We start from the raw sequence: 13,575 nt of genomic DNA, 5'->3' as shown, positions 1-13,575 counted from the left end.
GATGAGCCTGACTCAATTTCGTGAGCGCTACCTGACTGCGATCCGTACCCAAGACTACGCGTCGTTGGCATCTTTATACGCAGCCGATGCCATTCGCAAGTCTCCCGGGCATCCTGACCGCATTGGTTTAACACAGATCCTTGATCACTATCAGCAGTGGCAGGGCACGTTCGCCGACGTGCAGTTGGCCGACCGCATCCTGTTTCTCAAGGACAACGTGCTGATCGCCGTTTGGGGCTGGAAGGGGCGACATGCCCAGACTTACATGGGCGTTGAGCCGAGCGATAAGGAGGTCGGCCTAATTGCTGCCAGCCTGTTCTGGTTCGACAGCGATTTCCGTGTCACCAAGGAACACACCTATGAGGACCCCTATACCCTGCTGATTCAGCTCGGTGTGATCGATGATCAGGGGCGCGGTGTTCCCTCGCTGACCGAGCCGTGTGAGATCTATGACTGCAAGACTCTGAAACCGCGCTTCGAGAACCTGGCCAGAATGCGCCATTACAACGAGTTGCTGTTGAGCAAGCAACTTGAGCCGTGGCTCGACTGCATGAGCGACGATATCGAATGGGACGACCAGATGGTACCTGGGTTGGCAGTGGGCAAAGAGCATTCTCGGGACGACTTCGTGATGCTTGCTGAAGCTTTCCCCGATGCTTCCATCAACATGACCAATATGTGGTCGATTGGTGACTTCGTGATTCATCAGGGGATTTTCACCGCGACACACAAAGGGCCTCTCAAAGGTATTCCTGCGTCCAACCGGGTAGTTAATGTGGACAACATGGATATTGCCTATTTTGACGGTGATGTGATCCGCAAGGGCTGGACCTTCGGCAATACCCTGGACATGGGGTCACAAATGGGGTTGGGTAAATGACTGTGCGCAACTTGAAATTGATCGGCAACGAAAACAGCGCCTGTACCCGTAGTGTGTTGATGCTCCTCAAGGAAAAGAACACGCCGGTGGAGTTTGTCAGCATCGATCTGGGAACGGGGGCGCACAAGTCGGATGAGCACTTGGGCCTCAATCCGTTCGGCAAGGTGCCGGTGCTGATCCATGATGACCTGACCCTTTACGAGTCTCAGGCAATCAACCGTTATCTGGAGGCGATTCTGCCCGGCACTCCATTGATTCCGCAGAGCCTGCAAGACGTTGCGCGTATGGATCAGTGGTTGAGCGTGGATGCCTGTTACTTCACGCCTCAAGCCTACACCTTGGTCTGGCAAAAGCTGTTCTTGCCCATGTTTGGCGGGCAAACCGACCCTGCGTTGGTAAAGGAGGCGGAGGAGAAACTCAACGTGGTCTACGCGGCTATGGATCATGCCATCGGCGAGGAGGGGCAGTTCCTGGTGGGCGACTCGCTGTCCCTGGCTGACCTGGCGTTTGTCCAATACACCGATTACATCCTGAAGGCGCAGAGCGAAAGCATCGTATTCAACTATGAGAACGTGCGTCGCTGGTGGTACGGGTTGACCCAACGCGAGTCTTACAAAGATCCGCTCTCAGTCATTCTCTGAATCACACATGGCGTGCCCTTGGCACGCCATGCCCACCTTCGGTAGCAGTTAAACACGCGGGGATTCGCGATGAGCACTTCAGCCAGAAGTCGTCGTTCGGTAGTACTGTGGATGTATGAAAACGACAACGGATTTATTCCCAGGCAGCAGCTCTGCGAGTTGCTTGAGGAAAAGGGGTTTGTAGTTTTTTCCGATTTCGACATGCGCAAATGTCATGTTATTTCCGGTAAAGTCTATACCGCCTGCGGGCGCTGCCTAAGTGAGTTTGATGCACTGTTTCATATGAACGCCGACGAGCAGTCGCCTTATCAGGCCGATATCCTTCGTGCGTTGCAGGATAGTGGTGTTGCAGTGGTTAACGAGTGTTTTTCGTTCTTCAATTGTCGCGACAAGTTCAAGGCTAACCAACTGTTGCGCCTGCACGGCGTGAACGTGCCGGACTCCGCGTTGCTCGGTGCTCAGGTTGACCACGCAGTCATTCATCAACTTTTTGCGCGCTGGGGCAGCCTGGTTTACAAGCCGCGTTCCGGTCATGGGGCTGTCGGTGTCATACGCTTCGGGACGGCTGAGCAGTTCGTTGACTTCATCCAGGCCACATCACACTTTCTCGGTGATTACTATGTTGAACAATTTATCGAGTTTGGTGATTACGATTGCCGGGTCGAGATTTTCAATGGCGAGGTTATGGGCGGCTACAGCCGCAAGAAGAAGCACAGCTTTAAAACCAACATCTCCGCTGGCGGTGAAATGACTCCGCGGGACCTGGGTGAAGAAGTTGAGGTCGCCCTTAAGGCCGCCCAAGTGCTGGGTATCAACGGGACTATCGTCGACATGGTTCAATCGACTGCCGACGGCCAGTTCTATGTCCTCGAGGTCAATCCTCTCCTGGGTATTTTCGTCGAGTCGGCCATGCGTGCCGGTACCAAGATGCCCGATACCGAGCCGGACGAACGCTATTCCTATGATCGATTGAAGCTGAGTTCGATCGCCAGCTACATCGACGCGCTGCCTGCGCGTCCGGCATTGATACAGACGGTATGAAAATGCGCACTAGCGTGTGCGCAGTGCCTGTACCTCTCAAGGGAATTGAATGATGCAGCCCGTAATTCTCATAAGTGCAGCACGCCAGCGGCTGGCTATCAATCACTCTGCTGCCCTGGCGATGAACGTGCTCAATTGCAGCTTTACCGAACTTCTCATCAGACTGGGTTGTGTTCCGCTGATCGTCGTACCAGGAATGTCTATCGAGGCGGTGCAGCGCCTGTTCAATATTTCCGATGGGTTGTTGTTGGGCTCTGGTCAGGATCTTTGTCCGAGCACGTACGGCGATAACCCCGAGGTCAGCTATTCGGCGCAACTGTCGGGAATCGGTGAACCTTACAAGCGGCCATTAATGCTCAAGCCCGACAAGGACCGTGATGTGCTAGAGCTGGCTTTGTATCGGCAGGCCAAGTCTTTGCGGCTACCGATTCTCGGGGTCTGTCGTGGCATGCAGTTGATCAACGTTGCCGAAGGGGGCACGTTGCATCAGGAGATCCCCGATCGAGGAGTCGATCATTGCATCGATTCAGACGGGTGGATCAACTATCACCCTGTGGAAGTTGATCCGCAGAGCCAGCTTTATCGGCTTATCGATAAGCGCACCTTCAGTGTTTCCTCTGTGCACCACCAGGCAATCAAACGGCTGGCGCCCGGCTTGAAAGCCAGCGCGATGGCGGCTGATGGGCTGATCGAGGCGGTGGAGCTGGACAGTCGTGAGCATTTTGTCATGGGGCTGCAAGGGCATATTGAAAAGACCCTGAACAATCATCCCGAGCACCTAGAGATATGGAAAGCATTTGCCAGTGAGGCGGCCAGAAGGAGTCGGCAACATGTCAATTGAATACTTCCAGGTTCCCCTTTATCAGCCCTTGCTGGAGAACTTAGCGTATTTTTTCAAGACCGGCGATTCGGGTGACATTCCGCTTTTGACCAAAAAAGAAATCATTTCCGGTTTTCCCGAAAACTTCATGACCCCAGCAATGCGTCTCGGCATCGAAGGCGATGACGTGGAGTTCGCCAGCACTTCCGGTAGCAGTTCTCAGATCCTCCAGATCATTCGCTACAAGGGCTGGTGGGGGCGTGAGTTCAAGCGCGCCTACCAGTGTGTCGCAGATATGGCCGGTTATTCCATGGAGCGCGACAAGAAAGCGGTACTGACGACGGCGACCTGTTCCGCAGTTTCCTGTTTCCTTGATGACCCGGACTACCAGCAGCGCATCCATAACGGAGTGTTGAGTCTTAATACTCATCCCGACCCTACGCGCTGGACGCTCACCGACATTCAGCGCATTGATGCCGAACTGCGGATGTTTTCGCCCAAATTGCTGGAGGTAGACCCGACCTATCTCGCGATCTTCCTGGCCAAGCGCGCGGAATATCAGATAGCCGAGCCTCTTTACATCCCTGACTACTTGGCCGCGTCCTATGAGTACATGACGGGCAATGTTCGCCGGTTGATTGAGAGTGCTTTCGGTCTGCCAGTACTCAGCATGTATGGCTCGACGGAGTTGGGCGTGTTGTTCATGCAGGATTGCAGCGGAACCTTTGTCCGCTGTGGGCATGACACGTTTATCGAACTCAGGCCGTATCTAGCCCAGCGAAACCTGTTCGAGTTGATAGTCACGTCTTGGAAAAATCCGCTGATGCCTCTGCTGCGTTATGCCACTGGTGATCTTGTCGAAGTGGCGCATGGCGTGTGGTCCGACAAGGTTTTCGGCTCCAGTGATGATATCCCGCTGCTGAAATTACATGGCCGGATCAGGGACTGCATTGTTACCGACAGTGGAGAGATCAAGACCCTCGCCGATCTTGATGAACTGTTTACAGCTTCCGCGCCGTGGGCCCGACAATATCAACTGCAGATTACCGAGCATAAGGTCACTTTGTTTTACGTCGTGGATGCGCAGGATCGAGACGCTGAGATGGCGATGGTCGAGCAGTGTCTACGTGACTGGCTTGGCCGCTCGCGTACGGTTGAGTCAATGACTGTTCCAAGTATTGCGCCCGAAGCATCAGGAAAGTTTGCAATTGTTAAATAGCCGGTCCGTGAATACCACCCATTATTAAAAAGAGAGAGTGTGATGCAGGCCTTGAATGAGAAGTGTGCCGGGTTGCCCGCTGTGCGCAACGATTTTCCGTTCTTTCGGAATAATCAGAGAATTTACTTGGACAGTTCATCCACGGCGCTGAAGCCGCAGTCGGTGATTAATGCCATTACCGATTTTTACATACAGGCCGGTAGCAATGTCGGGCGCTCGAACCATCAGTATGCTCAGCTGGCCACTCAACTTTTCGAGTCGTCTCGCAATAAGTTGGCCTGTTTCCTGGGTTGTAGCGCCGATGAAGTAATCTTTACAGCCAACTGCACGGACTCGATCAATCTAATTGCTCATGGGTTGGCGTTGGGTAAGGGCGATCATGTCGTGGTTTCACCCTTGGAGCACCACTCCAACCTTCTGCCTTGGTTGTCCAGATGTCGAGTCTCGGTAGCCCGGCTTGATCAAAACGGTTGTATTGATCTGGATTACCTGGATTCATTGCTGGCCTCCGATCCGGCCAGGTTGGTCGCTGTCTGCCATGCATCGAATGTCACCGGCAACGTCCAACCTGTCAGGCAGATCTGTGAGATCGCGAAGGCGCGAGGAGCGTTGAGTCTGTTGGATGCGGCGCAGACGGTTGGCCATATACCCGTCACTGTCGATCAGATCGGCTGCGATTTTCTCGCGCTCTCTGGACACAAGATGTTCGGCCCATCGGGGATTGGCGCGCTCTACATGCGACGTGACCTGCAAGCATCGATGCAGAGCTACCGCTATGGCGGTGGCATGGTCAACAAGGTGCAGCATGGCGACATCAGTTACCAATCCGGGCCGGGTCGATTCGAGGCCGGAACGCCGAATATCGAAGGGGCTATCGGGCTCGGGGCGGCAGTCGACTATATCAACGGTTTGGGGGGGCAATGGGGGCAAGATCATGACCGCGACCTGGAAAGTTACTTCAGGTCGCAGATTCAATTGGTACGCAATGTCGAAATCGCCTTCCCAGTCGCATCACACCACCTGCCTATTTTCCCTTTGGTACCTGTCGGAAAAGTAGACATCGGCTTTGTCTCGAGGATTCTTTCCGATCGTTACGATATTGCGCTGAGTTCCGGATATCAGTGCAACCAACCGCTCTATCGGAATAATGGAATTAAGGGTGCCCTGCGTGTCTCGATGCATTTTTACAATACCCGAGAAGATATCGACACGCTAATGATGGCACTCACTGATCTTCAAGATCTGCTGGCATAGTAGGGAGCACCAATATGGCCAATGAAGAGGTGGAAGTGGCAGAGGCGGGAGCCATAACCAAAGAGGATTGCATAGCCTATTTTCATCGACACATAAAACGCCGGTCGTCGGCGTTGCTCGGACTTGAATACGAGTTAATCCTGATCGACAAGGTCACATCACTGAGTGTGCCGTTCTTTGGCTTGCGAAGCCTGTCGAGCATTTTCAAGGGCTTGCTGGTATATGGCTACTCACCGATTCATGATAATGGCCTGATAATCGGTTTGAAACGAGGCGGCACGATCATAAGTCTGGAACCTGGTGGCCAGGTGGAGTTTTCTTCGTCAGCGCTGCGGCTGGTGTCTGATATAGCGGTCGAACTCGATGTTTTTCTGCGGGAACTTGAACAGGTTTGCCAGTGTCTGGCTATTCAATTGTTGCCGATCGGTTACCGGCCATACGGGGGCGTAGCATCAGTGGCGACTGTGCCGCGTACTCGCTACCTGCACATGATGCCTATCCTGGAAAAAGTGTCGGGGGCTTCGGCCGGTCAAAAGATGACCGCTTCGATGCAGGTGTCCGTCGACTATTTCTCCGAGCAGCATGCGGGCAAGTTGTTGCAGTTGGGGGTTGCCTGTCAACCGTACATCGTCGCGCTATTTGCCAACTCCCCGTATGTTTCGTCTGCTACCAGTCGCTATAAAAGTCATCGGATGCATGCTTGGACCTTGTTCGATCAGCAACGCTCCGGAATTCCCGACTTCATGTTGCGTGCACAGTTCAGTGCCGGCACCTTTGAACACTATGTTGACTGGGCCCTGGAGAAACCGCTGTTATTTATTCAGCGTCAAGGGCAGCTGATAGATATGAACGGCATGAGCTTTCGTGACTATTTGCGCCTGGGTGCTGCATCGGGCGCAGCCACGCTTCAGGACTGGATCATGCATTTGGGTACCCTCTACCCCGAGGCTCGGCTGAAAAACATAGTCGAGTTTCGCTCGGCCGACACTTGTGCGCCTCCCTTCGCCGCTTCACTCGCCGCGTTCTGGAAAGGGTTGGCCTATAGCGAAGATGCTCTTGATGCTGCACTGGATAGGCTGGGCCGGCAGGTGTCCTCTGAGTTGAGCCGCCTGTATGCACAGGCCGCAGAATTCGGCATGTCCGGCGTCGATGCGCAGGGGAACTCGATGGTTGAAGGTATCCGGTGTCTGGTTGAACTGGCCGCCCAAGGTTTGTCGGATCAGGGCGCTTCCAAGATTGAGAGTGGTTACCTACAGCCGCTGAACGAGATGATTGCAGTAGGGAAATCCGCAGCAGATCTGATGCTCAATTTTGGGGGGGCTACAGGCTTGGATGTCACTTCGGAAATCCCGTACCCAAACATTAAGTAGATGGCTTGATGTGCTGTCTCAAAAATAAATTTCTCCTTTGAGTTGCGCTCCCATAGTTGGCCTGAGCGTGGGTGCAGATATGAATTCCCTAGACATTTTGCTCACTGACGAAGAGCAGGCTGAGCTGACCCGTCGTGTTCGTTCGGCCACCATTAGCCAACGCGATGGTCGCCGAGCACGTGTGATCCTGCTGGCAGCCCAAGGTCATTCACGTAAGGAAATCGCCGAATTAACGGCGCTTTCCGTTGTTTCCGTTACTCGGTGGTGCAAACGTTTCAAAGCACTGGGTCTTCAAGGCTTAGTGGATTTGCCAGGGCGAGGTCGCAAATCATCGTTACCGGCCGAGGCCCTGAAGCGAACGCTTGAGCAAGTTTCTCAGCCGAGTGTTGGTCAACGGCGTTGGAGCTGCCGTAGCATGGCGCGTGTCGCTGGCATTTCGCCGGCAAGCGTTCAGCGGATCTGGGCCGCCAATGGCATCAAGCCGCACCTGACCCGTACCTCCAATGACTTGCCACTCGAAGAGAGATTCTGGGACGTTATGGGTCTGTACCTGGCGCCTCCTCATAAAGCGCTGGTGCTTTGCTGTGATGAAAAAAATCAAGGTCAAGCGCTGCCAGTCACGCAGCCGGGTCGGCTCTTGGACATTGGTCATATACATTTGCGAACCCATGACCGTGTTCGTCATGACACGCTAATGCTGCTCGAGACCATGGACTATATGCAAGGTCGATTGATCAATAGCATCGAGAACCAGCAGCGGCATCAGCAGTGGTTGACTTTCCTGAAAGAGATGAACCGGAGAAAAACCAAAAGCCTTCAAATACATGTGATCGTGAGTAACTCCGCCCCCTGCAAGCATCCGCGCGTCAAGGAATGGCTCAAACGCCATCCGCGATTTCGCCTGCACCTAGCCCCGACCTCAAGCGCCTGGATGAATACGGTCGAGCGCTTTTTTCAAGAGATTACAGTTGACTCATGCGACGGTAGCTTCAACTCAGCACGCGATCTGACCAGCGCCATCACCACATGTCTGGCGCAGCATAATGCTCCGCCTCGCCAGTTCGTCTGGAGCGCGCCAGGCGAAGACATCTTATGCAAGATTCAACGTGCGTAAGCTGGGGGCTGCAAGCGCGATTAGAGAGAACGTTTTATTTGAGACAGAACATAAGTACTACTGGCTATTCTGCTGCAGCGCTCTAAACCAGTCCCTTGCGCGTTGCAAAGGGTAGTCGACTGTAATACATTCGCCTTTGGCAAATTAGTGCGTGCGGCCTTTGCAGGAGTTGTTTATGAACACGGAAGCTATCAAGAAGATAGAAAGAAAATGGCTTACTCGCTGGGAGAATGAGCAGCATTACTCCGTCAAACTAGATACCTCTTTGCCTAAATATTATTGCCTTGACATGTTTCCTTATCCTTCGGGCGCCGGTCTGCATGTGGGGCATCCTCGTGGTTATATTGCAACTGACGTCTACAGCCGTTTCAAGCGAATGGCGGGTTTCAATGTCTTGCACCCCATGGGCTTCGATTCTTTCGGGTTGCCTGCAGAGCAGTACGCAATCGAAACCGGACAGCACCCACGCGTCACCACTGACAAGAACATTGCTACGTTCAAGTCGCAGTTGAGAAAACTGGGTTTTTGTTATGACCCGGACCGCGAGATCAAGACGTCCGATGCCCAGTACTATCGCTGGACTCAGTGGATATTCACCCAGCTGTTCGATAGTTGGTACTGCCTCGATACGGGCAAGGCCATGCCTATCGATGCGCTGATCCAGTGTCTTGAACGGTCCGGCAACGCAGGCGTGAATGCCTGGTCTGATCCGCGGACGTCGATTGTCAGCGCGCAACAGTGGGCCGAGTTTTCGCCTTTGCAGCAGTCGGAGTTCTTGATGAATTACCGATTGGCTTATCGCGCCGACTCCTATGTAAATTGGTGTCCGGCCTTGGGCACGGTGTTGGCCAACGATGAAATCAAGGACGGTTTCTCCGAGCGTGGTGGCTACCCCGTCCAGAAAAAAATGTTGAAACAGTGGATGCTGCGTATTTCCGCGTATGCCGATCGTTTGCTGGAAGGGCTTGATAGCCTGGATTGGCCGGAAGCCCTGAAGGACATGCAGCGCAATTGGATTGGCAAATCCCAAGGCGCGGAAATTGATTTTCAGGTGCGTGGTTCGCAGATCTCGATCAACGTCTTCACCACTCGGCCTGATACGCTTTATGGCGCGACGTTCCTGGTGCTGGCGCCTGAGCATGGTGCAGTTGAGGAGATTACTTCACCGGCGTTCAAGTCTGCGGTGGCGAGCTATTGTGAAGAAGTGGCCTTGCGTTCTGAGCGTGAACGGATGGCCAAGGCCGATCGGATTACCGGCCAGTTCACTGGTGCCTATGCCATCCATCCGTTGACTGGGGAAAACCTGCCGATCTGGATTGCCGACTACGTCCTGGCTGATTACGGCACGGGCGCAATCATGGCGGTACCGTCTGCGGACTTGCGGGATTTCAACTTTGCCCAGGCCTTTGCTCTGCCTGTATTGCAGATCTATGAGGGGGCAGAACAGGTCAACAAGCCTTTCCCAGGCAAGGAGGGCTCCCGCCTGATAAATTCCGGGGAAGCCAGTGGCATGCTGCGTACCGAGGCTGCTGAGTGGATTCTTGAGCGCCTGGTGATGACTGGCACCGCCAAGCGCACCTTCAATTACCGTATCCGGGATGCGATATTTGGCCGCCAGCGCTACTGGGGCGAGCCGATCCCGGTGTACTACGACGAGGAGGGCATTGCCAATGTGGTTCCCGAACAGGATCTGCCGGTAACCCTGCCAGATGTCGAGGCCTTCTTGCCGACCAGCGAAGGCGAGCCGCCGCTGGAGCGGGCTCGCAGCTGGCGCTATGGCGGTTACAAGTATGAAACCACTACCATGCCCGGATGGGCTGGGTCGAGCTGGTACTTCCTCAGGTACATGGACCCAGCCAACAGCAGCGCGCCAGTCTCCAGAGAGGCCATGGCCTATTGGCAAGCAGTGGATCTGTATGTTGGTGGTTCCGAGCATGCCACCGGCCACTTGCTGTACGCGCGCTTTTGGACTCACTTCCTCAAGGATCGTGGCTTGCTGAGTTTTTCCGAGCCCTTCAAGCGGGTTTTGTGCCAAGGGATGATCTTGGGCGTCTCGGCGATTATTTACCGGGACAAGGCAACTCACGAGTACGTATCTGCCGACCTCAAGGAAGGGCGGGACGTTCAGCCACTCTATGTCGATATCAGCATGGTCAATGACAAGAACCAGGTCGATATCGACGCGCTTCGGGCCTGGCGCCAGACCTACAGCAATGGGGTTTTTATCCGCTCCAACGGCGTCTTCCTGTGCGATCGATTGTCGGAAAAGATGTCCAAGTCCAAGTACAACGTGGTCAACCCCGATGACTTGATCGATATCTACGGGGCCGACACCTTCCGCCTGCATGAAATGTTCCTTGGGCCTATCGATCAGACCGCCATCTGGTCCACGCAATCGATCGATGGCCCGCACAAGTTCCTGCAGAAAGTCTGGCGTCTGTTCTTGAGCGAGCAGGGGGAGGCGATCGTTGAGGATCTTGAACCAACCGCCGAGGAGCTCAAGGTGGTGCACACGGCGATTGCAAAGGTCGGCCGTGCAACCGAAGACATGTCCTACAACACGGCGATTGCAGCCTTGATGATCTGTGTTAACCAGCTCGGTGTACTCCACTGTCATAAGCGCAGCGTACTGGAGCTGTTGCTCAAGCTGTTGCATCCCTATGCGCCGTTCATTACCGAAGAGTTGTGGTACGAGGCCCTGGGGTACTCGCATTCGATCCTGGACAGTGGGTACCCCGTCGCCGACCAGCGCTTGCTGTACGAGGCGCAATTTGAATGCCCTGTCTCCATCAATGGCAAGTTGCGGACCCGCATCATGCTGCAGCGAGGGATGACTGAGGAGGCAGTGAAGGCCCACGTGCTGGGGGACGCGACGGTGCAGCGCTGGCTGTCTGGCGGGAGTTTGCTGAAGTTCATCTTTGTGCCGGACCGGATCATCAACATCGTGTGCGCCTTGAACACTGATCCTGAACGCCTCTAGCTGTTAAGCCGGACCGGGACATATCACCCCGGCCGGCTTGATTTCGTGCCTCAACGCGGCCGCTTTGCGGCCCGGCGCGCAAGCAAAAAAAACCCGGGTTCTGGGGGGGGAATCCGGGTTAAGACCATTAGGAGTAAAACAAAGGTACGCGGTCCCTGAGCACCTTTATCGGCGCGCCACTTGGGGGGGATGCGCCGCGCCAACACTTCAAGTATTGGTCAGGTTTGGCGCAGTGCCAGTGCATATTGGTCGTTTTTTAAACAGATTTGGAATACGCCGAGGTTTCATTCCTCCCGCAGCGCATGGCCGTATGCATCGTGAAACACAGACATGCTCGGATGATCCGTGCAATTTCCCGCAAGTTAGGCATAATAAACCGCTTCGATTGTCATCCAGTCCTTCCTATGCAGAAAGAACCTCGTAAGGTCCGTGAGTTTCGCCGTCGCGAACAGGAAATCCTCGACACCGCGCTCAAGCTGTTTCTCGAACAGGGTGAAGACAGCGTCACCGTCGAGATGATCGCTGACGCAGTGGGCATCGGCAAAGGCACGATCTACAAGCACTTCAAGTCCAAGGCGGAGATCTACCTGCGCCTGATGCTCGATTACGAGCGCGACCTGAACGCGCTGTTGCATTCGGCCGATGTCGACCGCGACAAGGAAGCCCTGTCGCGAGCCTACTTCGAGTTCCGCATGCGCGACCCGCAGCGCTACCGGCTGTTCGACCGTCTGGAAGAAAAGGTGGTCAAGGGCAACCAGGTGCCGGAAATGGTCGAGCAGTTGCACAGCATCCGTGCCTCCAACTTCGACCGCCTGACCCAGTTGATCAAGGGCCGTATCAGCGAAGGCAAGCTTGAAGACGTGCCGCCGTATTTCCACTACTGCGCCGCCTGGGCGCTGGTGCACGGCGCTGTGGCGCTGTACCACTCGCCGTTCTGGAGCAATGTGCTGGAGGATCAGGAAGGCTTCTTCCAGTTCCTGATGGATATTGGCGTGCGCATGGGCAACAAGCGCAAGCGCGACCCGGAACCCTCGAACTGAACAGGTAGTACCCAGTACCTGTAGGAGCAGCCTTGTGCTGCGAAATGGCCGGTACAGCCAGCACACCTCTGCATGGCTGTGCCGGCCATTTCGCAGCACAAGACTACACCTGCAGGATTCGGCGATGAGCAGGGGCTTGCAAAAACCTGATTTATGAGTCAGGTTTTACCGGCCCCATCATCCATGCCGGAGTCATTCATGATCGTCGATCGTCAAGGCAGGCGTTTTCGCAATCTGCGCGTCAGCCTGACGGCAGCCTGTAATTATGCCTGCACCTACTGCGTTCCAGACGGCAAGCGCCTGGTGGCGGCACAGGACGAACTGCCGGCGGATGCCTTGGCCCGTGGCGTGGCCTACCTGATCGAAGCCGCTGGTATCGAGCGCTTGCGCATCACCGGCGGTGAGCCATTGGTCAGTCCGCGCCTGGATGCGTTCCTGGCCGCCTTGGCCAAGCTTGACCTTGACGATATCTCGCTAACCACCAACGGCCAGTTGCTGGCGCGCAGGTTGCCCCGGTTGCAAGCGGCAGGCATCCGCCGGTTGAACGTTTCTCTCGATACCCTTGACCCACAGGCCTTCCGGCGCATTGCCCGGGGTGGCGACCTGGCCAGCGTGCTGGCTGGCATGGAGCAGGCCAGCGCCCTGGGCATGCAAGTCAAGGTGAACATGGTGCCGATGCGCGGGCATAACCTCGACCAGGTGCTGCCGCTGCTGGATTACTGCCTCGAGCGCGGCTTTGAGTTGCGCTTCATCGAACTCATGCGCATGGGCCACCTGGCCCGTGACCATAACGCCTTCCTGCAGCAGTTTGTCGGCATCGACCAACTGCTCGCACTGATCGCTGGCAAACATGCCTACGCCCAGGTCGACGCGCCACTGGACGCCACCGCCTTGCGTTATCAGATCCCGGGCAAAGGCCACTTCGGTGTGATTGCCAATGAAAGCGTGCCGTTCTGCCGCACCTGCTCGCGGCTGCGCCTGTCCTCCACGGGTTGGCTGCATGGCTGCCTGTCGTCGGGTAGTCGCCATTTCGTCGGCGACCTGCTGGAAAAACCGCGTCATCAGGCACTGCCAGCGCTACAGCGCTTGCTGGTCAAGGCCTTGGCTGACAAGCAGGACCTGGCGTTCTCCGGCGATGTGATGGTCATGAAGGTGATCGGTGGCTGAAGCTGGCGCAAAAGCTGCATCCGCCGGCTATTCGCCGGTTTTTCGTCGC

At 55.3% G+C, this 13,575-nt stretch carries 11 protein-coding genes; all 11 read left to right on the top strand.

Annotation, left to right across the window (positions count from 1 at the left end):
* The first annotated feature begins 1 nt into the window (after nt 1).
* The 11 genes from CAY82_RS18125 (at nt 2) to CAY82_RS18075 (ending at nt 13,526) form a co-directional block, all read left to right on the top strand.
* The gene (locus CAY82_RS18125) at nt 2–880 is read left to right on the top strand and encodes an ester cyclase (RefSeq protein WP_087502456.1); all 879 of its coding nucleotides are present in this window, start codon (nt 2–4) and stop codon (nt 878–880) included.
* Nucleotides 877–1,521 (top strand): glutathione S-transferase family protein, encoded by a 645-nt coding sequence (locus CAY82_RS18120; RefSeq protein WP_087502455.1) that lies wholly within the window; start codon nt 877–879, stop codon nt 1,519–1,521. Before CAY82_RS18125 ends, CAY82_RS18120 begins: the two co-directional genes overlap by 4 nt.
* Before the next feature lie 69 nt (nt 1,522–1,590).
* Nucleotides 1,591–2,562, top strand: a complete 972-nt coding sequence (locus tag CAY82_RS18115; RefSeq protein WP_218190837.1) for a RimK family alpha-L-glutamate ligase — start codon at nt 1,591–1,593, stop codon at nt 2,560–2,562.
* A gap of 49 nt (nt 2,563–2,611) precedes the next feature.
* Nucleotides 2,612–3,403, top strand: a complete 792-nt coding sequence (locus CAY82_RS18110) for a gamma-glutamyl-gamma-aminobutyrate hydrolase family protein (protein ID WP_087502454.1) — start codon at nt 2,612–2,614, stop codon at nt 3,401–3,403.
* Nucleotides 3,393–4,601, top strand: a complete 1,209-nt coding sequence (locus CAY82_RS18105; protein ID WP_087502453.1) for a hypothetical protein — start codon at nt 3,393–3,395, stop codon at nt 4,599–4,601. The genes CAY82_RS18110 and CAY82_RS18105 overlap by 11 nt, the downstream gene beginning before the upstream one ends.
* Nucleotides 4,602–4,643: 42 nt before the next feature.
* Nucleotides 4,644–5,855 (top strand): aminotransferase class V-fold PLP-dependent enzyme, encoded by a 1,212-nt coding sequence (locus CAY82_RS18100; protein WP_087502452.1) that lies wholly within the window; start codon nt 4,644–4,646, stop codon nt 5,853–5,855.
* A gap of 14 nt (nt 5,856–5,869) precedes the next feature.
* Nucleotides 5,870–7,225: a glutamate-cysteine ligase family protein gene (locus CAY82_RS18095; protein ID WP_087502451.1), complete on the top strand. Its 1,356-nt coding sequence runs from the start codon at nt 5,870–5,872 to the stop codon at nt 7,223–7,225.
* Nucleotides 7,226–7,304: 79 nt separating this feature from the next.
* Nucleotides 7,305–8,339 carry an IS630 family transposase gene (locus tag CAY82_RS18090; RefSeq protein ID WP_087502450.1) on the top strand — a complete coding sequence of 345 codons (1,035 nt, stop codon included), beginning with the start codon at nt 7,305–7,307 and terminating at the stop codon, nt 8,337–8,339.
* Between the two features lie 175 nt (nt 8,340–8,514).
* Complete coding sequence (leuS, locus tag CAY82_RS18085; RefSeq protein ID WP_087502449.1) at nt 8,515–11,319, top strand: leucine--tRNA ligase; 2,805 nt, start codon at nt 8,515–8,517, stop codon at nt 11,317–11,319.
* A gap of 404 nt (nt 11,320–11,723) precedes the next feature.
* Nucleotides 11,724–12,359, top strand: a complete 636-nt coding sequence (locus CAY82_RS18080; protein WP_003260720.1) for a TetR/AcrR family transcriptional regulator — start codon at nt 11,724–11,726, stop codon at nt 12,357–12,359.
* A gap of 198 nt (nt 12,360–12,557) precedes the next feature.
* Entirely contained in the window at nt 12,558–13,526 is a 969-nt protein-coding gene (locus CAY82_RS18075) for a GTP 3',8-cyclase MoaA (RefSeq protein ID WP_087502448.1), read from the top strand.
* Nucleotides 13,527–13,575: the final 49 nt, after the last annotated feature.

This window comes from Pseudomonas sp. SID14000 (assembly GCF_002165135.1).
Taxonomy (GTDB): Bacteria; Pseudomonadota; Gammaproteobacteria; order Pseudomonadales; family Pseudomonadaceae; genus Aquipseudomonas.
The sequence above is the reverse complement of the archived record's forward strand: the minus strand, read 5'-3'. Positions and strand labels throughout refer to the sequence as shown.

What these genes read in the sequence shown, in the direction of transcription:
- CAY82_RS18095 (WP_087502451.1), top strand. Translation starts at nt 5,870, where the DNA reads ATGGCCAATGAAGAGGTGGAAGTGGCAGAGGCGGGAGCCATAACCAAA.
- CAY82_RS18110 (WP_087502454.1), top strand. Translation starts at nt 2,612, where the DNA reads ATGATGCAGCCCGTAATTCTCATAAGTGCAGCACGCCAGCGGCTGGCT.
- CAY82_RS18080 (WP_003260720.1), top strand. Translation starts at nt 11,724, where the DNA reads ATGCAGAAAGAACCTCGTAAGGTCCGTGAGTTTCGCCGTCGCGAACAG.
- CAY82_RS18090 (WP_087502450.1), top strand. Translation starts at nt 7,305, where the DNA reads ATGAATTCCCTAGACATTTTGCTCACTGACGAAGAGCAGGCTGAGCTG.
- CAY82_RS18115 (WP_218190837.1), top strand. Translation starts at nt 1,591, where the DNA reads ATGAGCACTTCAGCCAGAAGTCGTCGTTCGGTAGTACTGTGGATGTAT.
- CAY82_RS18100 (WP_087502452.1), top strand. Translation starts at nt 4,644, where the DNA reads ATGCAGGCCTTGAATGAGAAGTGTGCCGGGTTGCCCGCTGTGCGCAAC.
- CAY82_RS18120 (WP_087502455.1), top strand. Translation starts at nt 877, where the DNA reads ATGACTGTGCGCAACTTGAAATTGATCGGCAACGAAAACAGCGCCTGT.
- CAY82_RS18125 (WP_087502456.1), top strand. Translation starts at nt 2, where the DNA reads ATGAGCCTGACTCAATTTCGTGAGCGCTACCTGACTGCGATCCGTACC.
- CAY82_RS18075 (WP_087502448.1), top strand. Translation starts at nt 12,558, where the DNA reads ATGATCGTCGATCGTCAAGGCAGGCGTTTTCGCAATCTGCGCGTCAGC.
- CAY82_RS18105 (WP_087502453.1), top strand. Translation starts at nt 3,393, where the DNA reads ATGTCAATTGAATACTTCCAGGTTCCCCTTTATCAGCCCTTGCTGGAG.
- leuS (WP_087502449.1), top strand. Translation starts at nt 8,515, where the DNA reads ATGAACACGGAAGCTATCAAGAAGATAGAAAGAAAATGGCTTACTCGC.